The 22758-nt window shown below is 67.7% G+C and carries 20 protein-coding genes; 16 read left to right on the top strand and 4 right to left on the bottom strand.

All coding sequences use genetic code 11. From position 1 onward, the window contains the following. Positions 1-11: 11 nt before the first annotated feature. From ACFPOU_RS07385 to ACFPOU_RS07335, 11 genes are all read left to right on the top strand, one after another. Positions 12-1214, top strand: a complete 1203-nt coding sequence (locus ACFPOU_RS07385; RefSeq protein ID WP_379718886.1) for a TIGR03088 family PEP-CTERM/XrtA system glycosyltransferase — start codon at positions 12-14, stop codon at positions 1212-1214. Next, entirely contained in the window at positions 1199-3154 is a 1956-nt protein-coding gene (locus tag ACFPOU_RS07380) for an XrtA/PEP-CTERM system amidotransferase (RefSeq protein WP_379718883.1), read from the top strand. The genes ACFPOU_RS07385 and ACFPOU_RS07380 overlap by 16 nt, the downstream gene beginning before the upstream one ends. 18 nt (positions 3155-3172) lie before the next feature. Further along, the gene (locus tag ACFPOU_RS07375; RefSeq protein ID WP_379718880.1) at positions 3173-4390 is read left to right on the top strand and encodes a TIGR04063 family PEP-CTERM/XrtA system glycosyltransferase; all 1218 of its coding nucleotides are present in this window, start codon (positions 3173-3175) and stop codon (positions 4388-4390) included. Beyond that, positions 4387-5568 (top strand): glycosyltransferase family 4 protein, encoded by a 1182-nt coding sequence (locus ACFPOU_RS07370; protein WP_379718877.1) that lies wholly within the window; start codon positions 4387-4389, stop codon positions 5566-5568. Before ACFPOU_RS07375 ends, ACFPOU_RS07370 begins: the two co-directional genes overlap by 4 nt. A gap of 19 nt (positions 5569-5587) precedes the next feature. Next, positions 5588-5734: a hypothetical protein gene (locus ACFPOU_RS07365; RefSeq protein ID WP_379718874.1), complete on the top strand. Its 147-nt coding sequence runs from the start codon at positions 5588-5590 to the stop codon at positions 5732-5734. Then, positions 5727-7118 (top strand): putative O-glycosylation ligase, exosortase A system-associated, encoded by a 1392-nt coding sequence (locus ACFPOU_RS07360; RefSeq protein WP_379718871.1) that lies wholly within the window; start codon positions 5727-5729, stop codon positions 7116-7118. Before ACFPOU_RS07365 ends, ACFPOU_RS07360 begins: the two co-directional genes overlap by 8 nt. A 407-nt stretch (positions 7119-7525) precedes the next feature. Beyond that, positions 7526-8488: a polysaccharide deacetylase family protein gene (locus ACFPOU_RS07355; protein ID WP_379718868.1), complete on the top strand. Its 963-nt coding sequence runs from the start codon at positions 7526-7528 to the stop codon at positions 8486-8488. Positions 8489-8505: 17 nt separating this feature from the next. After that, positions 8506-9786, top strand: a complete 1281-nt coding sequence (locus tag ACFPOU_RS07350; protein ID WP_379718865.1) for a glycosyltransferase — start codon at positions 8506-8508, stop codon at positions 9784-9786. After that, positions 9776-10774: a glycosyltransferase gene (locus tag ACFPOU_RS07345; protein WP_379718862.1), complete on the top strand. Its 999-nt coding sequence runs from the start codon at positions 9776-9778 to the stop codon at positions 10772-10774. The genes ACFPOU_RS07350 and ACFPOU_RS07345 overlap by 11 nt, the downstream gene beginning before the upstream one ends. Before the next feature lie 20 nt (positions 10775-10794). Continuing rightward, positions 10795-11703 (top strand): glycosyltransferase family 2 protein, encoded by a 909-nt coding sequence (locus ACFPOU_RS07340; RefSeq protein WP_379718859.1) that lies wholly within the window; start codon positions 10795-10797, stop codon positions 11701-11703. A gap of 23 nt (positions 11704-11726) precedes the next feature. Beyond that, positions 11727-13202, top strand: a complete 1476-nt coding sequence (locus tag ACFPOU_RS07335) for a lipopolysaccharide biosynthesis protein (RefSeq protein WP_379718856.1) — start codon at positions 11727-11729, stop codon at positions 13200-13202. Positions 13203-13343: 141 nt separating this feature from the next. On the opposite strand, the gene ACFPOU_RS07330 is transcribed toward ACFPOU_RS07335, so the two are convergent. From ACFPOU_RS07330 to ACFPOU_RS07315, 4 genes are all read right to left on the bottom strand, one after another. Next, entirely contained in the window at positions 13344-14405 is a 1062-nt protein-coding gene (locus tag ACFPOU_RS07330; protein WP_379718853.1) for a polysaccharide deacetylase family protein, read from the bottom strand. A gap of 1 nt (position 14406) precedes the next feature. Further along, complete coding sequence (locus ACFPOU_RS07325) at positions 14407-15342, bottom strand: hypothetical protein (RefSeq protein ID WP_379718850.1); 936 nt, start codon at positions 15340-15342, stop codon at positions 14407-14409. A gap of 174 nt (positions 15343-15516) precedes the next feature. Then, positions 15517-16764: a pyridoxal-dependent decarboxylase, exosortase A system-associated gene (locus ACFPOU_RS07320; RefSeq protein WP_379718847.1), complete on the bottom strand. Its 1248-nt coding sequence runs from the start codon at positions 16762-16764 to the stop codon at positions 15517-15519. Beyond that, positions 16761-18347, bottom strand: coding sequence for an acyl-CoA ligase (AMP-forming), exosortase A system-associated (locus tag ACFPOU_RS07315; protein ID WP_379718844.1), 1587 nt, complete (start codon positions 18345-18347; stop codon positions 16761-16763). Before ACFPOU_RS07315 ends, ACFPOU_RS07320 begins: the two co-directional genes overlap by 4 nt. A 173-nt stretch (positions 18348-18520) precedes the next feature. Here ACFPOU_RS07315 and ACFPOU_RS07310 point away from each other — a divergent pair, with 173 nt between their 5' ends. Genes ACFPOU_RS07310 through ACFPOU_RS07290 form a run of 5 tightly spaced genes read left to right on the top strand, consistent with a single transcriptional unit; the run spans position 18521 to position 22701 of the window. Continuing rightward, on the top strand, positions 18521-19717 hold the full coding sequence (locus tag ACFPOU_RS07310) for a DegT/DnrJ/EryC1/StrS family aminotransferase (RefSeq protein WP_379718841.1): 1197 nt from the start codon (positions 18521-18523) through the stop codon (positions 19715-19717). Continuing rightward, positions 19714-20769: a GNAT family N-acetyltransferase gene (locus ACFPOU_RS07305; RefSeq protein WP_379718838.1), complete on the top strand. Its 1056-nt coding sequence runs from the start codon at positions 19714-19716 to the stop codon at positions 20767-20769. The genes ACFPOU_RS07310 and ACFPOU_RS07305 overlap by 4 nt, the downstream gene beginning before the upstream one ends. Further along, on the top strand, positions 20766-21014 hold the full coding sequence (locus ACFPOU_RS07300) for an acyl carrier protein (RefSeq protein ID WP_379718835.1): 249 nt from the start codon (positions 20766-20768) through the stop codon (positions 21012-21014). The genes ACFPOU_RS07305 and ACFPOU_RS07300 overlap by 4 nt, the downstream gene beginning before the upstream one ends. Then, positions 21015-21851, top strand: coding sequence for a hydrolase 2, exosortase A system-associated (locus tag ACFPOU_RS07295; RefSeq protein ID WP_379718832.1), 837 nt, complete (start codon positions 21015-21017; stop codon positions 21849-21851). Next, a complete protein-coding gene (locus ACFPOU_RS07290; protein ID WP_379718829.1) occupies positions 21844-22701 on the top strand; it encodes a hydrolase 1, exosortase A system-associated in 858 nt (285 codons plus the stop codon). The genes ACFPOU_RS07295 and ACFPOU_RS07290 overlap by 8 nt, the downstream gene beginning before the upstream one ends. Positions 22702-22758: the final 57 nt, after the last annotated feature.

Here is a 22758-nt window from a genome sequence, read left to right as displayed (position 1 = left end):
CCATGGCTGTCATGAAGAACCGGCCAGCGCAAGTCCCGCTGGTCGTGCACCTGATCTACCGGCTCGACTTCGGCGGGCTGGAAACCCTGCTGGTCGACTGCATCAACCACATGCCGCCCGAGCGCTATCGCCACGCGGTCGTCTGCCTGACCGACTACACCGCCTTCGCCGACAAGATCACGCGGCCCGGGGTCGCGCTGTATGCGCTGCACAAGCCGCCGGGCCTGGGGCTGGGCATCCACGCCAGGCTGTTCAAGCTGCTGCGCGAGCTGCGCCCGAGCATCCTGCACACGTATAATTTTGCCTGCGCCGAGTATGCCGTCCCGGCCTGGGCCGCCGGCGTACCGGTGCGCATCCACGCCGAGCACGGGCGCGACGCGAGCGACCCGCAAGGGCTGAACCGCAAGCACAATTTCCTGCGCCGCAGCCTGGCGCCGTGGATCGACCGCTACGTGCCGGTCTCGCACGACCTGGCGCGCTGGCTCAACGGGGTCGTCAAGATCCCGGCCGCCAAGCTGGAACTGATCATGAACGGCGTCGATACGGTACGTTATGCGCCGCAGCTGGCGGTGGCGGAGACGCCATGGACCGGCGCCAGCGGACAGCCTGGCATGGCCCGGCCGTTCGTGGTCGGCACCGTCGGCCGCCTGCAGGACGTCAAGGACCAGGCCACGCTGATCGAGGCCTTCGCCCTGCTGTGCGCACGGCGCGGCCAGGCACGCGATGGACTGCGCCTGGCCATCGTCGGCGACGGCCCGCTGCGCGAGAAGCTGGCCCGAAAAGCCGAACAGGCCGGCGTGGCCGACCTGGTCTGGTTCCCGGGCGCGCGCAACGACATCCCGGAACTGATGCGCAGCTTCGACGTCTTCGCCCTGTCCTCGATCGCCGAAGGCACGCCGGTGACCCTGCTCGAAGCCATGGCCTGCGGCCGGCCGGTGGTGGCCACCAGCGTCGGCGGCATCCCGGAAGTGGTGCGGGACGGCGTCAACGGCGCGCTGGTCGCGGCCGGCAATGCCCAGGCGCTGGCCGATGCGCTGGCAGGATATGTGGAAGATACGGCGCGCGTGGCAAGCCACGGCGCGGCGGCGCGCGAGCAGATCGAACGCCATTACAGCGTTGCAGCCATGGTCGGCGCCTATACGGCCCTGTACGACCAGCTCTGCAACTCCAAGACAACTTTTAAAGAAATTACCCAACCATGTGCGGAATCGTAGGCATTTTTGACCCGCGCGGCGCCTCCTTGATCGACCGCGCCGTCCTCGAGCGGATGAACGAGACCCAGTTCCACCGCGGCCCCGTGGAAGGCGACGTCTATATCGAGCCGGGCGTCGGCTTCGGCCACCGGCGCCTGTCGATCATCGACATCGCCGCCGGCCAGCAGCCGCTGTTCAACGAAGACCACACCGTGGTCATCGTGTTCAACGGCGAGATCTACAACTTCCGCGAACTGATGGCCGAACTGAAGACCCTGGGCCATACCTTCCGCACCTATTCGGACACGGAAGCGATCGTCCACGCCTGGGAAGAATGGGGCGAGGGCTGCGTGCAGCGCCTGCGCGGCATGTTCGCGTTCGCGATCTGGGACCGCAACAAGCACACCTTCTTCGTGGCGCGCGACCGCCTCGGCATCAAGCCGCTGCATTACGCCTTCCTGCCGGACGGCACCTTCGTCTTCGGCTCGGAACTGAAATCGCTCCTGTCCTTCCCGGAACTGCCGCGCGTGATCGAACCGCGCGCCGTCGAGGAGTATTTCGCCTACGGCTACGTGCCCGAGCCGCGCACCATCTTCAAGGACGCCTTCAAGCTCGAACCGGGCTTTTCGCTGACCCTGCGCGCCGGCTCCACCGCGGCCAACAGCAAGCCGGTGCGCTGGTGGGACGTGCCGTTCACGCCGCACGCGCCGATGAGCGAGAAGGAAATGGAAGAAGAACTCGTCGTGCGCCTGCGCGAAGCGGTCGAGAGCCACCTGGAAGCGGAAGTGCCGCTGGGCGCCTTCCTCTCGGGCGGCGTCGATTCGAGCGCGATCGTGGCGATGATGGCCGGCCTGTCGAAAGAGCCGGTCAATACCTGCTCGATCGCCTTCAACGACAGCGCCTTCGACGAATCGACCTATGCGCGCCAGGTGGCCGAGCAGTACAAGACCAACCACCAGTGCGAAACCGTCGACAAGGACGACTACGGCCTGGTCGACCTGCTGGCCGGCCTGTACGACGAGCCGTATGCCGACAGTTCCGCCATCCCGACCTACCGCGTGTGCGAACTGGCCAGGAAGCGCGTCACGGTGGCCCTGTCGGGCGACGGCGGCGACGAGAATTTCGCCGGCTACCGCCGCCACCGCATGGCGATGGGCGAGCAGCAGGTACGCTCGATGCTGCCGCTCGCGCTGCGAAAGCCGGTGTTCGGCTTCCTCGGCAAAGCCTATCCGAAAGCCGACTGGGCGCCGCGCATCTTCCGTGCCAAGACCACTTTCGAGGCGCTGGCGCGCGACCTGACCGACGGCTACTTCCACGGCGTGTCGATCCTGGTCGACCGCGTGCGCGACCAGCTGTTTTCACAAGGTTTCCGCAGCCAGCTGCAGGGCTACCGCGCGGTGGAAGTCATGCGCGGCCATGCGGCCAACGCCCCGACCGACGATCCGCTGTCGATCATCCAGTATGTCGACATGAAGACCTACCTGCCGGGCGACATCCTGACCAAGGTCGACCGCGCCAGCATGGCGCACGCATTGGAGGTGCGCGTGCCCCTGCTCGACCACAAGTTCGTCGAATGGGTCTCGGGCCTGCCTTCGTCGAGCAAGCTGCGCAACGGCGAGGGCAAGCACATCTTCAAGAAGGCCTTGCAGCCTTACCTGTCGGACGACATCCTGTACCGCAAGAAAATGGGCTTCTCGATTCCGCTGGCGTCCTGGCTGCGCGGTCCGCTGCGCGAGGCGATGACGGCGGCGGTGCTGAACCCGATGCTGCTCGACACCGGCATCTTCAATCCGGCATTCCTCAGGCAGATGGTCGACGAACACCTGGCCGGCACCAAGGACCACAGCACCGCGCTGTGGGCAGTGCTGATGTTCGAAGCCTTCCTGCGTAAAAACGGCGCCGACGGCGCCACGCGTGTGTCACAAGCGGCGGGCAGTTCCCTGATCGCCACCGCCGCCTAACGGAGTTTGTAAAATAATATGCGTGTCCTTCACGTCCTCGACCATTCGATCCCGCTGCACAGCGGCTACACCTTCCGCACCGCCTCGATCCTGCGCGAGCAGCGCGCGCTCGGCTGGGAGACTTTTCACGTCACCGGCTCGAAGCACCAGGGCGCCACCGGGCAGGCGGAAGAAACGGCCGACGGCCTGCATTTCTACCGCACGCCGAAGTCCACCGGCACCCTGGCCAAGCTGCCGGTCCTGAACCAGCTGGAAGTGATCCAGGGCCTGGAAAAGCGCCTGGCCGGAATCATCCCGCAGATCAAACCCGACGTGCTGCATGCCCACTCGCCCTGCCTGAACGCGATCGCCGCCATCCGCGCCGGCCGCAAGTTCGGCATCCCGGTGGTCTACGAAGTGCGCGCCTTCTGGGAAGACGCCGCCGTCGACCACGGCACCAGCACCGAGAACGGCCTGCGCTACAAGATGACGCGCGCGCTCGAAACCCATGCCCTCAAGCGCGCCGATGCGGTGACTACGATCTGCGAAGGCCTGCGCCGCGACATCGTCGAACGCGGCATCCCGGCGGCGAAGGTCACCGTGATCCCGAACGCGGTCGACATCGACAAGTTCGCCGTCGGCGGCGAAGCCGACCAGGACCTGAAGCGCCAGCTCGGCCTGCACGGACACCGCCTGATCGGCTTCATCGGCTCCTTCTATGCCTACGAAGGCCTCGACATCCTGCTGCGCGCGGTGCCGGCCCTGGCCGCGCGCGCGCCCGACCTGCGCGTGCTGCTGGTCGGGGGCGGTCCACAAGACGCGCAGCTGCGCCAGCTGGCGCACGACCTGGGCATCGCCGACAAGGTGGTGTTTACCGGCCGCGTGCCGCACGACCAGGTCCAGAAATACTACGACCTGCTCGACGTGCTCGTGTACCCGCGCCTGTCGATGCGCCTGACCGACCTCGTCACGCCGCTAAAGCCGCTGGAAGCGATGGCGCAGGGCCGCATCCTGGCCGCCTCCAGCGTCGGCGGCCACCGCGAGCTGATCGTCGACGGCAAGACCGGCGTCCTGTTCGCACCCGACGACCCGGGCGCGCTGGCGGTCAAGGTCGGCGACCTGCTCGACGCCCAGGGGAGCTGGCCGGCGCTGCGCCTGGCCGGGCGCAACTACGTGGAAACCGAGCGCAACTGGCCGGTGAGCGTGGCGCGCTACAAGGACATCTACGGCCGCCTGACGGGATCGAAGGCTGCATGAAGATCCTGACCTTCAGTACCCTGTTCCCGAACAGCGAGAAACCGGGCCACGGTATTTTTGTCGAAACGCGCCTGCGCCACCTGGTCGCCAGCGGCCAGGTCGAGTCGCGCGTGGTGGCGCCGATTCCCTGGTTCCCGTCGACCAATCCGCGCTTCGGCACCTATGCGCGCTATGCCAGGGCGCCGCGCCGAGAGGTGCGCCACGGGATCGAGGTCGCCCACCCGCGCTACCTGGTCGTCCCGAAAGTCGGCATGAACCTGGCGCCGGCCCTGCTCGCGCAGGCGGCGAAACCGGCGATCGCGCGCATGATCGACGAAGGCTTCGATTTCGACCTGATCGACGCCCATTATTTTTATCCCGACGGCGTGGCCGCGGCCATGCTGGCGCGCTACTTCAACAAGCCGCTGGTCATTACCGCGCGCGGCTCGGACATCACGCTGTTCCCGCAATACGCGCTGCCGCGCCGCATGATCACCTGGGCCGCCAGGCGCGCCGACGCCGTGATCACGGTCTGCAACGCCTTGCGCGACGAAGTGGTGGCCCTCGGCGTCGAGGCCGAGCGCGTGGTCTCGCTGCGTAACGGCGTCGACCTGGAACTGTTCCGCCCCACCGAACGCAGCCCGAACGCGATGTTCACGCTGCTGGCGGTGGGCCACCTGGTGCCGGTCAAGGCGCAGGACCTGATCATCGGCGCCCTGACCCTGCTGCCGGACGTGCGCCTGGTGCTGGCCGGCGACGGCCCGGACCGCGCCAAGCTGGAAGCGCTGGCGCAGCAATTGCAGGTGAGCGAACGCGTGACCTTCCTGGGCGCGGTGCTGCAGGCGCAGTTGCGCGCCCACTATGGCGCGGCCGACGCGCTGGTGCTGTCGTCGAGCCGCGAAGGCTGGGCCAACGTGCTGCTCGAAGCCATGGCCTGCGGCACCCCGGTCGTGGCCAGCCGCGTCTACGGCACCCCCGAAGTAGTGGCCGCGCCGGAAGCGGGCGTGCTGATGGCCGAGCGCAGCTACCGGGGCGTGGCCGACGCGGTCGGCGCGCTGCGCGCCAATTATCCCGACCGCGGCGCGACGCGCCGCTATGCCGAACGCTTCAGCTGGGACGACACCACCGACGGCCAGCTGCGCCTGTTCGGCGATATCCTGCTGCGGCGCGCCGGCGCGCCGGCGCTTGCCCAAACCTGACAACGGATGGACTGACACGATGGAATCTCTTCTGTGGGCGCTCGACCTGTGCGCCGTGGCTTACCTCTGCATATGGGCGTTGAAGGCCGAAAAGCGTCGCGAAATCGAAGCGCAGACGCAGGCGCAGGCAGCGGCCAAGGCACGCATGGAGAGCGACAATGCGTGACCTGTTTTTACTGGCGATCCTGCCGCTGTTTCTCTACACGATGGCGCAGCGCCCCTTCATCGCCGTCGGCATGTGGGTATGGACGGCGCTGTTCTTCCCCAACGGCTGGGTGTACGGACCGGCCGGATACATCCGCTACAACCTTCTATTCACGGCCGTGGCGATGCTCGGCTACCTGGTCTACAAGCACAAACCGAAAGTCGAACTGGGCGTGATCGGCACGTTCGTCCTGTTGTTCTTCCTGTGGACGATCGGAAGTACCGTCACCACCATCGGCAACCCCGCCATCGCATTCGAATACTGGTTCCGGTTCTTCAAGGTATTCATGCTGTTCGTTTTCGTGGTGCTGACCATCAAGGATAAGCTGCATGTCGACTTCGTGCTCTGGTGCCTGGTGCTGTCGGTCGGATTCTATGCCGACCTCGAAGCGCTGAAATTCCTCGTCAGCGGGGGCGGGCATAAAATCGTCGGCATGCCCGGGCATGTGCTGGGCGACCGCAATGAACTTTCGCTTGCATTCGTCATGACGCTGCCGATCGCCTTTTATCTCCTGGGCGAATACGGCAAGCACTCGCGCGCGCTGCGCCTGGGCCTGATCGGCACGATGGCAGCGCTGGTGATCGGCGTCATCGGCACGAGTTCGCGCGGCGGCTTCGTGGCCTTGGCGGCACTGGGCGCGTACATGTATGTCAAGAGCGAACGCAAAGTGTTGCTTACGATTTTGATCGCGGCACTGGTGATCGGCCTGACACCGTACATTTCGGAAGAATACGCAAGCCGGCTCGACACCATCCAGACGGCCGACGAGGACTCGTCGTTCATGGCCCGTGTCGTGTCCTGGAAATTGTCGTTCATTATGGCGATGAAACACCCGTTCTTTGGCGGCGGCTTCAAGTCGCTCGAGTATTTCCCGGTCTGGAGTACGCTCTCGCGCGAATTCTTCTCCTTCCCGTGGTTTTATACCGGGACGTCGATGCCGAATATGCGGGTCGCCCGCGCTGCCCACAGCGTGTATTTCCAGGTGCTGGGCGAGCATGGCTTCGTCGGCCTCGGGCTTTACCTGGGCGCCCTGGTCAGTGCGTTTTTCAAAGCCGGCTCCGTCGTGCGCCAGGCGCGGCGCGGCGGCGCGCCCGAATGGCTGCGCACCATGGCCACGATGCTTCAGCTGAGCGTATTTGCCTTTGCCCTCGGCGGCGCTGCGCTCAGTTTCGCCTACGTCGATCTGATCTTCTGCCTGCTTGGGCTGATCCTGGTCGTGGAGAAGCGCTTGCTGCCTGCCACATTGCGGCTGGCGCCGTCGAAAGCCGAACCGGCACCCAGGGCGGTTTCCCCGCTTGCCGCCAAGGCCGCATCGGTTCCCGTGCCGCAATTGCGCCAAGGCTGATGTTGAAACGAATAGGCAATGTCGCTACCCAATGAACGCAGACCCGCTTCGCCGCGCCGGCCACCCCAGTCGAACACCTGCGGCGACACCGTTCTGTGTATCATTCAGCTTTATTGTTGTGTTCGTTGCTTTCTGCGCCGCCGCTTGGCGTGGCAGGGCATCACCAGGCGCCCGATGTGGTCGCGCTCCACGACTGAACTGCCTGGCGCGTTGTCCTGGCCCTACCCTGCGGCCGAACCGCTTTATCGATGCGCTCCAGGCCGAAACTGGCAATCATGATCGTTAGCCCAAGAACCGAAGAACAAAAAACCCGGTTGGCCCACGGCGCCAGCCCTGCCGATGGCCTTCCATTGGCGGACGGCTTGTCGTCGGCGCCGCCACGACAGATCGGCTGGCTTGGCGCGACGATGCTGCGCACTACCGGCAGCGCCATTGCCCTGCTCTCGGGCAGGCGCAGCCTGGCAGTCGTCAACTACCACCGCGTCCTGGCCGGTCCGGATCCCCTGCTCGAGTCCGAACCCGACCTCGCCGATTTCCGCTGGCAGATGACCTTGCTGGCCAAGTGCTTCAATGTCATGCCGCTCTACGACGCCCTGCGCGCGCTCGACGCCGGATCGCTGCCGCCGCGCACCGTCTGCATCACCTTCGACGACGGTTACCGCTCGGTGCACGACCTGGCGCTGCCGATCCTGCGCGAGCTCAAGCTGCCGGCCACGGTCTTCGTCACCAGCGGCTATGTCAGCGGCGATGCGGGCAATATGTGGAATGACCGCATCATCCATGCGGTGCAGTCGCTGCCGTCCGGGCCGCTCGATTTGAGCGACCTCGGCCTGGAATGCTATGCGCTGACCTCGATGGAGGAACGGCGCCGGACCGCGGCGCGCCTGACCGAAGCCGGAAAATACATGCCGCCGAATGCGCGCGCGCTGCTGGTACAACGCCTCGACGAGCTCAGCGGAATGGAGAACGATGCCCTGATGCTGACGCCGGCCATGCTTCTCGCCCTCGATGCGAGCGGTGTCGAAATCGGCGCCCATACGATCTCGCACCCGATCCTGACCAGCCTCGACGACGAGAGCGCACGCTTCGAAATCACCGCCGGCAAGGCCCAGCTGGAAAGCCTGATCGGAAAACCCGTCCGGCTGTTCGCATATCCGAACGGGAAAGCCGGCAAGGACTTCACCGCCCGTCATGTCGACATGGTGCGCCAGGCGGGATTCTTTGCCGCCTTCACCACCGCTGTCGGCGCCATCACCGGCGACCAGGACCGCTTCCAGTTGCCGCGCAGCCGGCCATGGGATCGGGTGCCGTTCCGTTTCGGCCTGCGCCTCCTGAGCTGGATGGCGCTCGGCAACAAGCAACCCCGATGAGCAACAAGGACCACACCATGCACAAACGTGCATTATTGATCGCATTTCATTTTCCCCCGCAGGCAGGCAGCAGCGGCATCCAGCGCACGCTGAGTTTTTCGCGTCACCTGCCTGCCAGCGGCTGGGAGCCGATGGTCCTGACCGCGCGCGAGCGCATCTACATCAATCAGAATCCATCGCAGCTGGCCAGCATTCCCCCAGGATTGCAGGTGCGCCGCGCTTTCGGGCTCGATGCAAAGCTGCATCTTGGCTGGCGCGGCCGCTACCTCAATGCCACGGCCTTGCCGGACCGCTGGGCGACCTGGTGTCTCGGCGCCATCCCCGCCGGGCTGTCGATGATCCGCGCCGAGCGTCCGCACGTCATCTGGTCGACGTTTCCGATCCCGACGGCGCACCTGATCGGGCTGGCCCTGCACCGCCTGACCGGCCTGCCCTGGATCGCCGACTTCCGCGACCCGATGCTGCAGCCGGCCTACCCGACCGACAAGACCCAGCGCCGCGTCTATGGCTGGATCGAGAACCAGACCATCCGCCGTTGCAGCAAGGCTGTCTTCACCACGCATGGCGCCATGATGTCTTATCGCCAGCGCTTCCCCGATCTCGCAGCGGAAAAATTTGTCGTCATCGAAAATGGCTACGACGAGGACATGTTCGGCCCCGATACCGGCAACGCGCCCCAGGCGGCCCCGGATGCCGGGCGTCCGCTCATGCTCGTGCACAGCGGCCTCTTGTACAACACGGGGCGCGATCCGTCGCCCTTCCTCGATGCGGTGGCGCGCCTGAAGGCGCGCGCCGTCGTCGGCGCGGCCAACTTGCGTATCGTCCTGCGCGCACCGGGCAACATCCCGGGCATCAACGCCCTGATCGAACGCCACGGCGTGGCCGACATCGTCACGACCGCTCCGTCCGTTCCCTACGCGCAGGCCTTGGCCGAGATGCTGACGGCCGATGGGTTGCTGCTGTTCCAGGGTACACCCTTCAACAACCAGATCCCGGCCAAGGTATACGAGTACTTCCGTGCCCAACGGCCGATCTTCGGCTTGGTCGACCATGGCGGCGAGACCGCCCGCACGCTGGCGGCGGCAGGGTTCGGGGATGCGGCGCTGATCGACGACGCCGCCGAGATCGCGACCAGGCTGGCGCACTTCCTGGACAGGCTGCGTGCCGGCGGTGCGCACGTCGCACCGGCCGAACTGGTGGCGCAGTCCTCGCGTTCGCACCGCGCGCGCCAGCTGGCCGCGGTGTTCGACGAGGTGGCCGGCGCGAGCCGGCCCCGGGAGCTGCGCCATGTCGCCTGACATGCCAGTCGTTTCCATCGTCATGCCGGCCTACAATGCGGCAGCGTATATCGCCCAGTCGATCGAGTCGGTGCTCGGGCAAAGCCACGCGGCGCTCGAGCTGATCGTCGTCGACGACGGCTCGCTCGACGACACCGCCGCCATCGTCGAGCGCTACATGCGGACCGACGCGCGCATCACGCTGATCCGCATCGCCAACTCAGGCAAGCCCAGCATCGCCCGCAATACCGGCATCGCGCGCGCCACCGGCGCTTACCTCAGCTTTCTCGACAGCGACGACTACTGGCATCCGGAACGTCTCGCGCTGGCGCTGGCGGGCATGCAGGCGCACCCGGAATGGATTGCCGTCTTCCACGACCTCGAGATCGTCGACGTGGCCGGCCGCGAAATCGGCCCCACCTATTTGCAGAACGGCCGCTTCCTGGCCAGCGCCAGCGGCCACCTGCGCGCGCTCGGCGATGACTGGTACGATTGCGGGGAGCGATTTTTCGCCTTCATGTCCCTCCAGTTCGGCGCGGCGCACACGCTCTCCATCCTCATCGACCGGCGCCGCATGGACCCCGCGCTGCTGCGCTTCGACGAGGAGTACATCATCTGCGAAGACACCGACCTGTGGCTGCGCGTGGCGCTGCAGGGCCGTTTCGGCTACCTGGACCGGGCGCTGGGCGCTTACCGCCAGCACCCTTCCAGCATCACGAAAAACGCAATGCTGTTCGCGGAACAGTCGCTGCGCTTCCACGAGAATAACTACGCGCGCGTGCAGGCATCCTTGCACCCCGCGGAACGGCTCGCTTACCGGCGCAAGCTGGCCGGCTGCAAGAGCGTGTTGGCATACCACTATTATCGCGACGGCCAGGGTGCCCGTGCACGCGCGCTCAGCCTGCAAGCATTCGCGATGCGGCGGCGCCGTGCCGATCTGGTGCTGTCGGCGAAGACCTTCATTCCCCACGCCGCACAGATGCGTCTGCGCGCGCTGCTGGGAAAATAGACGCACGATCCTGACACCGTATGAACCACCAAACACCGATGCCGGTATCGGTCATCATCCCCACGACCTGCGAACGCGTGCGCTGGCATTCGCTCGAACGGGCGATCGCCGGCGTGCTGGCACAGGAAGGCGTGGCGGCGCGGGTCATCGCCGTCGTCAACGGCAAGCGCTTCGATCCCGACTGCCTGGCGGCGCTCAAGCGCAAGGACGGTGTCACGGTCCTGTACCGCGACACCGGCAGTGCGCCGCTGGCCCAGGCCGCCGGCCGCGACCTGGTCGACACGCCCTTCTTCGCCTTCCTGGACGACGACGATGAATACCTGCCGGGGGCGCTGGCTGCGCGCCTGGCCCCCTTGCGTGCCGATCCTGCGCTCGACTTCGTTGTCGCCAACGGCTATCGTGCCCGCAACGGCCGCGACGAACTTGCCATCGGCGACAGCGGTGCGATCATGGCCGACCCGCTGGACGCGCTGTGCCATCGCAACTGGATGGCTTCCTGCGCCGGCCTGTTTCGCACCAGTACCGTCACGCCTGCCTATTTCGCCGATCCGGCGCCGTACATGGAATGGACCTACCTGGCGTTTCGCCTGACCGCCAGCCTGCGCATGCGCTGGCTGGACGAACCGACCTACCGCATCAACGACAGTCCGGTCTCGCTGTCGAAAAGCGAGGCCTACCTGCGCAGCGAACTCGACATCCTGCAACGGGTACTGGCGCTGCCGCTGCCATCCCGGGCGCACCATGCGGTACGCCGCAAGATCGGACGCGCCTGCCATGTGTTCGCGGAAAAGTCGCGGCGCGAAGGCAAGCGCGCGCAAGCCTGGCGCTTCCACCTCGGCAGCCTGACCCAGCCCGGCGGCTGGCGCTACCTGCCCTACTCGCGCAAGCTCGTGCAAGCCCTGTGGCGCACGCCAGCGGCGCCTACCTGACTCTCTCAAGGAATAGCAACATCATGGAAAACATTGGCCGCCGCGTCGGCATCGGCATTATATGGATGGTCGGCGCACGTCTCTTCGACCGCTCGATCGGCATCGTCAGTACCGTGATCCTGGCGCGCCTGCTGATGCCGGCCGACTTCGGCCTGGTCGCCATGGCCACCGCGATCGGCGCGATCCTGGACCTGCTGGGCGCGTTCAGCTTCGACCTGGCGCTGATCCAGAACAAGAACGCCGAGCGCAAGCATTACGACACGGTCTGGACCTTCAATGTCATGTTCGGCGTCTTCTGCGGCCTGTGCCTGATCGTGCTGGCCCACCCGGCAGCGGGCTTCTACAAGGAAGCACGCCTGGAAAACGTCATGTACGTGCTGTCGCTGTCGTATTTCCTCAATGCGTTCACGAATGTCGGCCTGGTTGCCTTCCGCAAGGACTTAAATTTCGACAAGGAGTTCCACTTCATCTTCTGGCGCCGCCTGGTCACCTTCATCATCACCATCGGCGCCGCCCTCCTGTTTCGTTCGTATTGGGCCTTGCTGATGGGGATGACGGTCGGCCGCCTGGTATCGCTCATCATGAGCTACAAGATGAACGACTACCGTCCACGCTTTTCGCTGGCCGCGAGCCGCGAGCTGTTCGGCTTTTCCAAGTGGCTGCTCATCAATAACATCCTGTTCTTCATTCTGCACCGCGGCTGCACCTTCATCATCGGCCGCCTGTACGGTACCTCGACGCTGGGCATCTACGCGATTTCGCGCGAGATTTCGAGCCTGCCATCGACCGAGCTGGTGGCGCCGATCAACCGGGTCATGTTCCCCGGCTTTTCGAAAATGCGCGATGTCGCCCAGATCTCCCAGGCCTACCTGAAGCTGTTCGGCCTGATCACGCTGACGATCCTGCCGATCGGGATCGGGATCGCGGCCGTCGCCGCGCCGCTGGTCGAAACCATGCTGGGCGCGAAGTGGATGGCCGCCATTCCCGTGATCCAGCTGCTGGCCATCCATGGCGCGATCGGGGCTACCCAGGGCAACAACGGCGTCGTGTGGCTGTCTCTCGGCCATCCGCGCATGACCACGAGTGTCGCGGCCATCTTCCTGGTGGTCCTGTTCTCGTCGCTCTACTTTTTCATGAATGCCTATGGTGTCGTTGGCGTCGGCCTGGCCTATATCCTGGGGCATGTTGTGACCGTGCCATACAGCACGATGGTCTCCAAGCGCCTGCTCAAGTTCAGCTGGCCGAGCTTCTTCGGTACGCTGTGGCGACCGGTGCTGGCAGTCGTGGCGATGTACGCCGCCGTGCACTACATCGACGCCCAGTTGATCTCGCAGCCGCCGCTACTGCGCCTGATCATCGACAGCCTGGCCGGCGCAACGGTGTACGCAGCCGTGGTACTGCTGGCCTGGCGCGCTGCGGGCAGTCCGGATGGCGCCGAGGAATTCGTGCTGGCGCGCGTTCTCAATGGCTGGACGACGCTGCGCCGCCGCTTCACCTGAAGGCGCAGGGGCGCCGCGCCGATACCGGCGTGGCGCGCGGACACGCTGCCGCCACCCGGGTTGGCCGGGCGGCGCTTGTGCGGCAGGAGGGAAAGGGGACAGGCGGCCCGGCGGTGGCCGCCAGCGGGCCCGCAGGACGATTCAGGTGGCCGAGGGACGCAAGGCGTGCGCGGCCAGGTCACCGCGCCGCGTCAGCGCGCGCAGCAGTTGCAGCACGCCGCTCATTTCCGCTTCGAACTCGATCATCGAGACATTGCCGCCATCGAGGAAGCGCGGCAGGAAAAAGCGGGCGTCCGCATCCTGCAGTTTGACCAGCCCCGGCACGCAGGTGGTGGCCGTGGCCACGCCGGCGGCGCGCATGACCGCCGCCGCGCCGGCATCGAATGCCCCGCTCGGATAACAGTAGTGGACCGCGCGCGGCAATCCCGCCGCCTCGATGACGGCGCGGCAGTGCTCGATATTGGCGCGGTTGCGCGCGTCCTGTCCCGGCACGTATTCATGCACGTGTCCATGCAGCTCGATGCTGCACCCGCCTGCCGATGCCGCGCGTAGCTCGGCGACGTCCATGTAGCTGAAGCGGCGCGAGGCCAGGTCGAGCTGGGCCGGCGAGACGCCCAGGGCGTTGCCCAGACGCTCGAGGCACCCGGCCACCTGGGCACGCGGCTGCTGCGCGAGCCAATCTTCGGCCGCGCCGCACAGGCGGCGCCGCTGGGCGGCGTCGGCCAGGTCGACCGGGCCGTCGACGGCCGGGGCGATCCCTTGCACCACCACTTGCACCGGCCCGGCTTTCCACAGCAGGTAACGCAAGCTGACGGCGACGATCGGCGCCCCGGCCTCGTAGGCCTCGGTGTGCAGGTACAGGGCCGGCCGGTGGCCGTACTCGGCCAGGAGCGGCAACAGGTCGTGCCAGGACGAGTACCAGCCGTCGTCGAGCGTGACGGCGACCGGAATACCGTGCCCGGGCACGCCACCGGCAGCGATCTGGTCCAGCGTGACCGGAGCGAAGCCCTTGGCGCGCAGCCAGTCCAGGCGCTGGCGCAGCTGCTCCGGGGTGCAGAACAGCTTCGGGTTGTACAGGCGTTCGTCGCCCAGGTTGCCGCCGTGGTAGCACAGGATGCGTGGATATTTGCGCGTCGCCATGCGCGTCAGCGCGAACACGCCCGCGGCTCTGGCAACGCGCAAGACCGTTTGTTTGATGCTCATCTTATTTCCTATCGAGTACGTCCGGCCGGCGCGACCAGGCCAGCTGGTCGCGCTTGGCCCACACCAGCGTCCAGGAGGCGGGCCGGTACTGGCCGGCCGCATGCAGCGCGCGCCGCTTTTCCGAGGTCGCGGTGGCGTTTTTCGCCGCCTGCTCGTCGTGCGAGACGAACAGCGCGCGCGCGCCGCCGCCTTCCGGCACCGTGCGCAGGTAAGCCAGGTGCGGGCTGATGATCGTCACCACCGGATCGTAGAACCAGCTGCCGGCGACCATTCCCAATACTTCGGGGTGCAGTTCGTACAAGTCGGCGCAGCAGCGGTAGCACTCGTTGCGGCCTTCTTCGTTGAATTCGTCCTGGTACAGCTTGTGCACGTGGATCTCGAAATACGGCTTGAAGCCGCCGGCGCGCGCCAGCAGCAGCGCGCGGCCCGGCAAGCCCGGCAGGCCGCCCTTGAACAGCAGCGAGCGGCCGATGCCCGAGCGCGGATCGATCACGCTCGAGGCGCCCGCATACAGGCGCAGCGTGGCCAGTCCGAATTCCTTGAGGAAGACGTCGCCGTCGAGCCGGCAATACGGCAGGAATGCTTCGTCATGACTGGCCATGCGCGCGAACTGGCGCACTTGGTGCGCGCGCACGCGCGCCGGCAGGCGCGCCAGCAGCGGACCATCGAGCGAGGCGCGCACGGCCGCCAGCAGGCAGGCCAGCAGGAAGGGCGCGCCGGCGTCCTGGCCGCCTTCGGCCAGGACGGCCGCGTACAGGGCCCGCGCCCCGGGCGGAATGGCCTTGAAGCCACCGTAGGGCGGCGGGTCGGCGAACTGCGCCAGGAAGGCGCGCACGCGCGGCGCGGCATCGGACAGATGGCGCCCGCACAGCGCAAGCGCGCGCTGGAGCTGGTCCGACAGGCGCAGGTCGAAGCTGGGAGTGTGTTGCGCTAGCATGGTGGTGAGTCCTGGTGGCCGCATCCGGGGCGTCGCGCGAGGCGCGCGATGACGCCGGAAAGCCGCCGCGGCTTGGGTACCTTATCTTGTTTATTTTCTTGCAACAATTAATTTAACGCAAATCATAGAACATTACCGCACGATTGGCAGGTGCACGGCCGTCCGCGGCGCCGCTCAGACCAGCACTTCCGGCACTTCCGGATGGCTCAAAAACCCCTGCGGGCTGGCCGAGCGGCCATAGGCGCCGGACTGGAACACGACCACCAGGTCGCCGACCTCGGCCTGCGGCAAGTCCATGCGCTCGGCCAGCAGGTCGAGCGGGGTGCACAGCGGGCCGACGACGGAGGCGGTTTCGCGCGCGCCGGGGTAGAGGCCCGATGCGTCCATGCGGTTGCCGATCGCCACCGGATAATTCTTGCGGATCACCTGGCCGAAGTTGCCGGACGCCGCAAGATGGTGGTGCAAGCCGCCGTCGGTGACGAGAAAGACCTGGCCGCGCGACACCTTGCGGTCGATCACGCGCGCCACGTAGACGCCGGCCTCGCCCACCAGGTACCGCCCCAGCTCGATCGACAGCTGCGCCTCGGGCAGCTGCGCGCGCACCTGCGGCAGGGCGGCGGCCAGCGCGGCGCCGATCGGCGCCAGGTCGAGCGCCGCCTCGCCCGGAAAATACGGAATGCCGAAGCCGCCGCCGATGTTCAGGATGCGCACCGGATCGCGCGCGCCGTCGGCCAGCCGGCGCGCCAGCGCGAAGGTCTGGGCCTGGGCCTCGACGATCGCCTCGGCTTTCAGGCTTTGCGAGCCGCTGAAGATGTGAAAGCCGAGCACCGGCAAGCCCAGCTGGGCGCACAGCGCCAGCACCCGCGGCGCGTCCTCGGCGTCGATCCCGAACTGCTTGGCGCCGCCGCCCATGCGCATGCCGGAGCCCTTCAGCTCGTAGTCCGGATTGATGCGCAAGACCAGCAGCGGCGCGATGCCGAGCGCGGCGCCGACGCGCGCCAGGGTACGGATCTCGCGCTCGGACTCGGCGTGCACGACGGCGCCGGCGGCCACCGCGCGCGTCAGTTCGGCCTCGGACTTGCCCGGGCCGGCAAAGCTGATGCGTTGCGGATCGATGCCGGTGTCGAGCGCCACCTTCAGTTCGCCGCCCGATGCGACGTCGATGCCGTCCACCAGCGCCGCCATGTGCTGCACCAGGGCCGGCATCGGGTTGGCCTTCATCGAAAAATGCAGCTCGACGGCCGGCGGCAGGTGAGCGCGCACCTGCGCCACGCGCTCGGACAGCAGGCGCCGGTCATAGGCATAGAAGGGGGTGCTGCCGACGCGCTGCGCCAGGCGCGTGAGCGGCATGCCGCCCACTTGCAGGCAGTCGCCGACGACCGGAAACAGGACCTGGGCGGCATGTACGGGTTTGGCGTTCATGAGGGGGCTTTCAGGCTGTCGAACAGGGACATGAACGATTGCTGCAGCAGCTTGCGGTCGATCTTGCCGTTCGGGTTGCGCGGGAAGGGTTCGGCGTGCAGGGCGATATGGGCCGGGACCATCCAGGCCGGCAGGCGGCGCTGGCATTGCTTCAGCAGGGCCGCGGCGGCGACGCTGGCGTCCTTCGGCAGCGCCAGCAGCACGATGGCCTGGCCCAGTTGCGGGTGCGGCACGCCGAAGGCCACCGTTTCGAGCACCTGGCCGGTGGCATAGACGACTTCCTCGACTTCGAGCGGACTGACGCGGTAGCCGGAGACCTTGATCATGTCGTCGCCGCGGCCGATGAAATACAGGTAGCCTTCTTCGTCCATGCGCACCGTGTCGCCCGACCAGACGGCCATCTCGACCAGGGGCAGGGCCGGATCCTGGCCGGGGGCCGGCTTGAAGCGCTCGGCGGTTTTGAGCGGATCGTTCCAGTAGCCGAGCGCCACCAGCGCGCCGCGGTGCACCAGCTCGCCGGGCTCGTGCGGCGCGCAGGGCGTGCCGTCGGGACGCACCACCATCACTTGCGCGTTCGGGATCGCGCGGCCCATCGAATCGGGACGGCGCTCCAGTTCCGACGGCGGCAGGTAGGTCGACCTGAACGCTTCGGTCAGGCCGTACATCAGGAACAGTTCGGCTTGCGGCAAGGCCGCGCGCAGGGCGGCCACCGTGGCGGTCGGCAAGGCGCCGCCGGAATTGGTCAGGTAGCGCAGCGAACAGTCGCGCGGCCAGGGCAGGCTCGCCAGCTGCAGCCACAGCGGCGGCACCGCGGCCAGGCCCGTGATGCGCTCCTCGATCACGGCCTTGACGATGTCCCTGGCGAACAGGTGGTTGATCAGGACCGCGGTCGCGCCTTGCAGGAAGGCGCAGCTGAGCTGGCTCAGGCCGTAATCGAAACTGAGCGGCAGCACCGCCAGGATGCGGTCTTGCGGCGCGATCGCCAGGTAGTGCGCGACGCTGCGGGCGCCGGCCACCATGTTCCGGTGAGACAGCACCACGCCCTTCGGCTTGCCGGTGCTGCCCGAGGTGTACAGGATCGCGGCCATGTCGGCGTCGATCGCGCGGCGCGCGGCCAGGGTCGACGCCGCCGGCACGCGCTGGGCCGCGTCCCAGGCGCGTACCTCGAGCGAGGCATGCGGCTGCGCGGCGCCGGTGACGAACACCGTGCGCAGGTCCGGGCAGGCGGCCAGCACCGCGCCCAATTGCGCCAGCCGCTCGGGCGAGGTCACCAGGATGCGCACGTTGCAGTCGGCCAGGATGTGGGCGACCTGCTCGGGCTTGAGTTGCGGGTTGACCGGCACGAACACGGCCCCGGCGCGCGCGGCGCCGAACATCGCGGCCACGTTCTCGACCCGCTTTTCCAGGAACACGGCAACGCGCTCGCGCGGCTGCACGCCGGCGTCGACCAGCGCGCCGGCCGCGCCGTCGACTAGCGCGGCCAGGGCCGCGTAGTCGAGGCGCAGCGCGCCGTGCACCAGCGCTTCGGCGGCCGGCGTGCGGCGCGCGGAATCGAACAGAACATCGTGGATCAGGTCAGCCATCGTCAGGTCAAAGCGGTTTCAAGGCGGGGTCCATGCGGGAGCGCGCGGCGCGGGGCCGCGCAGCCCGCAATCTTAACAGCTTGCAGCTTGTTGGCCGCACCACTCACGCTGTTTCCGTGGCAATTGGGCATGTCGCGTGGCATTTTTTTCAACACCCGGTTTATACTGGCCGGATGCTTGCGAACCCGCTCCCTGGCCGGCCCCTGATTCCGCTGGCGCCGATCCTGTCGGCGTCCTCGTTCCGGCGTGCGCGCCGCTCGCACGGATCGCCGGTGCGCACCGTGCTCGACGCCGGCAACTACCGCCTCGTCACGAGCGGACGCGTGGCCATCGCCATGGCGCTGCGCGAGATCGGCGTGGGGCCGGGACAGCAGGTGCTGGTGCCGGCCTACCACAGCCAGTCGATGATTCCGCCCGTACTCTGGCGCGGCGCCGAGCCCGTGTTCTACCGCGTACGGGCCGACACCGCGGTCGACCTGCACGACCTGGCGGGCAGGATCGGCCCGGACACGCGCGCCGTGCTGGTCACCCATTACTTCGGCTTCCCGCAAGACATGGCGCCGATCCGCGCCCTGTGCGACGCGCGCGGCCTGTCGCTCATCGAAGACTGCGCCCACTGTTTCATCGGCGAGCAGGGCGGGCGCCCGGTCGGCGCCTGGGGCGATTATGCGATCGCCAGCAGCATGAAGTTCTTGCCGATTTACGAGGGTGGCGCGCTGGTCTCGGCACGCCACAGCCTGGACCGGGTCCGGCTGCGCTCGGGGGGAGCCGGTTTCGAAGCCAAAGTGGCCCTCAATTCGCTGGAACGGGGCTTCGCCTACGGCCGCCTGCCGGCCGTGCGCGCCGCCCTGTGGCTGCCGCTGCGCGCGAAAGGCGCGCTGTGGGGGCTGTTCAAGAAGCGGCGCAAGGGCGCGCCGGCCGCGCTGGCGCCCGATTCGTCCGATAGCAGTTTCAATTTCGATCCCGCCTGGGTCGACAAGCGCTCCTCGCTGTTCGCGCGTGCGATGCTGGCGCTGGCGGCCCCGGCGCGCATCCAGGCGCTGCGCCGCAGCTATTATGCGCGCCTGGAAGCGGCCGTGCGCGGCCTGCCCGGCGTACGCCCGCTGCACCCGCGCCTGCCCGAGGGCGCCTGCCCCTGGGTGTTCCCGCTGCTGGCGGACGACCCGGAGCCGCTGTGCGCGCGGCTCAAGGCGCTGGGCGTGCCGCTGACGCGCTTCGGCACGCCGCAATGGCAAGGCGTCGATGCCGCCACGTGCGCCAACAGCGCGATGCTGGCGCGCCATGTGCTGGCCCTGCCCTGCCACCAGGAGCTGACGGAGCAGGAAATCGGCTGGCTGGCGGCAAGCGTGCGCGAGGCGGTGAGGCCATGACCTGGCACCTGTTCCCGGCGCGCGAATTCGCGCGCCATGCCGCCGACTGGGCCGGGCTGCATGCCGCGCTCCCCGCCAGCCACGCATCGAGCCTGCTGGCGGCGCCGTTCGTGGCGCCCCTGGTCGAACAGTTCGACCGCGGCGATACCCTGCTGGCCTGCTGGCGCCAGGATGGCGCCGTGCGCGCGATGGCGCTCGTGCGCCCGGGCCGGCGCGGCGCCTGGAGCACATTCCAGCCGGCGCAGGCGCCGGTCGGGCTGTGGCTGCAACAGCCGCAGCTGGACACCGCGGCTTTGGCGCGCAGCCTGCTGGGCGCCCTGCCCGGCTTCCCGCTGCTGCTGGCGCTGACGCAAATGGACCCGATGCTGCTGGCGCGCCCCGCCGAGGGAGCGTGTGTGCGCACGCTCGACTACATCGACACGGCGCGTGTGACCCTGGCCGGCAGTTTCGAGGATTACTGGAATGCGCGCGGCAAGAACCTGCGCGGCAACCTGAAGAAGCAGCGCGCGCGCCTGGAACGCGAAGGCATCCCCACGCGCATGGCCGTCGAGCGCGAGCCGGGCGCCATGGCGCAGGCGGTGGCCGACTACGCGCGCCTGGAAACGTCGGGCTGGAAGGGCGGCGAAGGCACGGCCGTCGGCGCCGACAATGCCCAGGGCCGCTACTACCGCGCCATGCTCGAAGGGATGGCGGCAATTGGCGCGGCCAGCGTCTACCGCTATTATTTCGGCGAACAGCTCGTCGCCATGGACCTGTGCGTGGAAGACGGCGCCGGCATCGTGGTGCTGAAAACGGCCTACGACGAAAGCGTGCCCTCGAACCTGTCGCCGACCTTGCTGATGCGCGAGGAAGCCTGCCGCAGCCTGTTCGACGCGGGCCGTTTCGAGCGGCTCGAATTCTACGGACGCGTGATGGAGTGGCATACGCGCTGGACGGAAGAGGTACGCACTATGTACCATGTCAATTATTACCGCTGGCCGGGACTGGGCCGCCTGCACACGCTGTTGGAGGCGCGCTCCCGCCCGGCCAACACAACCACGACAATCCTATGAAGTACCTTGAAGAAGTCAAGAACCTGTTAACCGACGTGCTCCATCTCGGTCCGGCCGGTGCCACCCTCACGGCCGATTCGCCGCTGCTGGGCAGCCTTCCCGAACTCGATTCGATGGCGGTCGTCACCCTGATCGGCGCCCTGGAAGAACAGTTCGGCATCATGGTCGACGACGACGACATCAGCGCCAGCACCTTCGCCACGCTGGGCAGCCTGGCCGCCTTCGTTGCCGCGCGTGCCGGATAAATGAACTTCCCGGCCCACGCGAGCGCCGACGCGTTCTTCCTCGACACTCCCGACGGACCGCGCTTTTACCTGTACCATGCGCCGCGCGGCGCCTGCCGCGGCGCGCTCGTGTATGTCCACCCGTTTGCCGAAGAGATGAACCGTTCGCGCCGCATGGCCGCGCTGGGCGCGCGCGCGCTGGCCGCGCAAGGCATCGGCGTGCTGCTGCTCGACCTGCACGGCTGCGGCGACAGCGCGGGCGATTTCGGCGACGCCAGCTGGGACGGCTGGCTGCGCGATATCGCGCAGGCGCGTGCCTGGATCGAGGACAAGCTCGCCTGCAACGCCGGCCTGTGGGGCTTGCGCGTCGGCGCCCTGCTCGCCGTGCTGCATGCGCAAAAGGCCAGCCGCGCGCCCGAACGCCTGCTGCTGTGGCAGCCCGTCACGAATGGCTCGGGCTACCTGAACGGCTTCCTGCGCCTGCGCCTGGCCGGCGAACTGCTGGCCGGGGGCAGCGACAGCGGCGGCACCGAAGCCCTGCGCGAAACGCTGGCCGCCGGCGAATCGATCGAGATCGCGGGCTATACCCTGAACCCGCAACTGGCCGCCGGCCTCGACGCGGCCGATGCGCGCGCTCTCGGCCCGCGCTGCCCGATCCACTGGGTCGAAGTGATGGCCGCCGCCGGACGCCCGCTACCGCCGGCCGCCGTGCGCGTGGCCGACACCTGGCGCCTGCAGGGCAGCCGGGTGGACGTGCACCAGGTGACCGGCCCGCAGTTCTGGGGCGCGCCCGAGACCGTCGACTGCCCGGCCCTGCTGGCGGCCACCCTGGCTTGCCTGGAGCATTCCGATGCCTGACGAACGCGCCGTCTCGTTTCCCTGCCGCGGTGCCTGGCTGTACGGCATCCTGAGCCTGCCGGCCGCGTCTGGGACGCCGCCGCCGCGCGGCGTCCTGGTCGTCGTCGGCGGTCCGCAATACCGCGCCGGCAGCCATCGCCAGTTCACCCTGCTCGCGCGCGACCTGGCCGCCGCCGGCATCCCGGCCATGCGTTTCGATTACCGCGGCATGGGCGACAGCGAAGGCGATCTGCAAACCTTCGAGAACATCGACGACGATCTGCATGCCGCGATCGAGCGCTTTTGCGCGGAAGTGCCGGGCATGACGGAGGTGGTGCTCTGGGGCCTGTGCGACGGCGCCGCCGCTGCCGCCATGTACGCGCCGCGCGACCCGCGCGTGGCCGGGCTGGTGCTGCTCAATCCCTGGGTGCGCACCGAGGAAGGGGCGGCGCGCGCGACCATCAAGCATTACTATCGCGACCGCCTGTTCGACGCGCGCCTGTGGAAGAAGGTCAGGAGCGGCCAGTTCGACGTGAAAGCGTCGCTGCGCTCGCTGTGGGAGAACGCCGGCAAGGCTTTCGGTCCTGCCCGCGGCGCAGCGCTCGACGCCGGCGCCGGCGCGCCGCTGCCGGAACGCATGCAGGGCGCGCTGACGCGCTTCACCGGGCGCGTACTGGTCGTGCTCAGCGGTGCCGACCTGACGGCCCAGGAATTCGCCGGTCTGTCCAGCCGCCCCGGCCCCTGGCAGCGCCTGCTGGGTTCGTCGCGCTTCACGCGCCGCCAGATCGACAAGGCGGACCATACGTTTTCACGCCGGCCCTGGCAAGACCAGGTCTCGGCCTGGACGCGCGACTGGCTGCGCGGCTGGTAACGATGGGCGAAGTTGCCCCAGGCCGGTATCCGCGACATTGCTGCCCATGTTCACTCA

Origin of the sequence: Massilia jejuensis (genome assembly GCF_042656795.1) — a bacterium.
GTDB classification, from domain to species: Bacteria; Pseudomonadota; Gammaproteobacteria; order Burkholderiales; family Burkholderiaceae_D; genus Telluria; species Telluria jejuensis.
This window is presented reverse-complemented; position numbering and strand designations above follow the sequence as displayed.

What these genes read in the sequence shown, in the direction of transcription:
- ACFPOU_RS07385 (WP_379718886.1), top strand. Translation starts at nt 12, where the DNA reads ATGAAGAACCGGCCAGCGCAAGTCCCGCTGGTCGTGCACCTGATCTAC.
- ACFPOU_RS07380 (WP_379718883.1), top strand. Translation starts at nt 1,199, where the DNA reads ATGTGCGGAATCGTAGGCATTTTTGACCCGCGCGGCGCCTCCTTGATC.
- ACFPOU_RS07375 (WP_379718880.1), top strand. Translation starts at nt 3,173, where the DNA reads ATGCGTGTCCTTCACGTCCTCGACCATTCGATCCCGCTGCACAGCGGC.
- ACFPOU_RS07370 (WP_379718877.1), top strand. Translation starts at nt 4,387, where the DNA reads ATGAAGATCCTGACCTTCAGTACCCTGTTCCCGAACAGCGAGAAACCG.
- ACFPOU_RS07365 (WP_379718874.1), top strand. Translation starts at nt 5,588, where the DNA reads ATGGAATCTCTTCTGTGGGCGCTCGACCTGTGCGCCGTGGCTTACCTC.
- ACFPOU_RS07360 (WP_379718871.1), top strand. Translation starts at nt 5,727, where the DNA reads ATGCGTGACCTGTTTTTACTGGCGATCCTGCCGCTGTTTCTCTACACG.
- ACFPOU_RS07355 (WP_379718868.1), top strand. Translation starts at nt 7,526, where the DNA reads ATGCTGCGCACTACCGGCAGCGCCATTGCCCTGCTCTCGGGCAGGCGC.
- ACFPOU_RS07350 (WP_379718865.1), top strand. Translation starts at nt 8,506, where the DNA reads ATGCACAAACGTGCATTATTGATCGCATTTCATTTTCCCCCGCAGGCA.
- ACFPOU_RS07345 (WP_379718862.1), top strand. Translation starts at nt 9,776, where the DNA reads ATGTCGCCTGACATGCCAGTCGTTTCCATCGTCATGCCGGCCTACAAT.
- ACFPOU_RS07340 (WP_379718859.1), top strand. Translation starts at nt 10,795, where the DNA reads ATGAACCACCAAACACCGATGCCGGTATCGGTCATCATCCCCACGACC.
- ACFPOU_RS07335 (WP_379718856.1), top strand. Translation starts at nt 11,727, where the DNA reads ATGGAAAACATTGGCCGCCGCGTCGGCATCGGCATTATATGGATGGTC.
- ACFPOU_RS07330 (WP_379718853.1), bottom strand. Translation starts at nt 14,405, where the DNA reads ATGAGCATCAAACAAACGGTCTTGCGCGTTGCCAGAGCCGCGGGCGTG.
- ACFPOU_RS07325 (WP_379718850.1), bottom strand. Translation starts at nt 15,342, where the DNA reads ATGCTAGCGCAACACACTCCCAGCTTCGACCTGCGCCTGTCGGACCAG.
- ACFPOU_RS07320 (WP_379718847.1), bottom strand. Translation starts at nt 16,764, where the DNA reads ATGAACGCCAAACCCGTACATGCCGCCCAGGTCCTGTTTCCGGTCGTC.
- ACFPOU_RS07315 (WP_379718844.1), bottom strand. Translation starts at nt 18,347, where the DNA reads ATGGCTGACCTGATCCACGATGTTCTGTTCGATTCCGCGCGCCGCACG.
- ACFPOU_RS07310 (WP_379718841.1), top strand. Translation starts at nt 18,521, where the DNA reads ATGCTTGCGAACCCGCTCCCTGGCCGGCCCCTGATTCCGCTGGCGCCG.
- ACFPOU_RS07305 (WP_379718838.1), top strand. Translation starts at nt 19,714, where the DNA reads ATGACCTGGCACCTGTTCCCGGCGCGCGAATTCGCGCGCCATGCCGCC.
- ACFPOU_RS07300 (WP_379718835.1), top strand. Translation starts at nt 20,766, where the DNA reads ATGAAGTACCTTGAAGAAGTCAAGAACCTGTTAACCGACGTGCTCCAT.
- ACFPOU_RS07295 (WP_379718832.1), top strand. Translation starts at nt 21,015, where the DNA reads ATGAACTTCCCGGCCCACGCGAGCGCCGACGCGTTCTTCCTCGACACT.
- ACFPOU_RS07290 (WP_379718829.1), top strand. Translation starts at nt 21,844, where the DNA reads ATGCCTGACGAACGCGCCGTCTCGTTTCCCTGCCGCGGTGCCTGGCTG.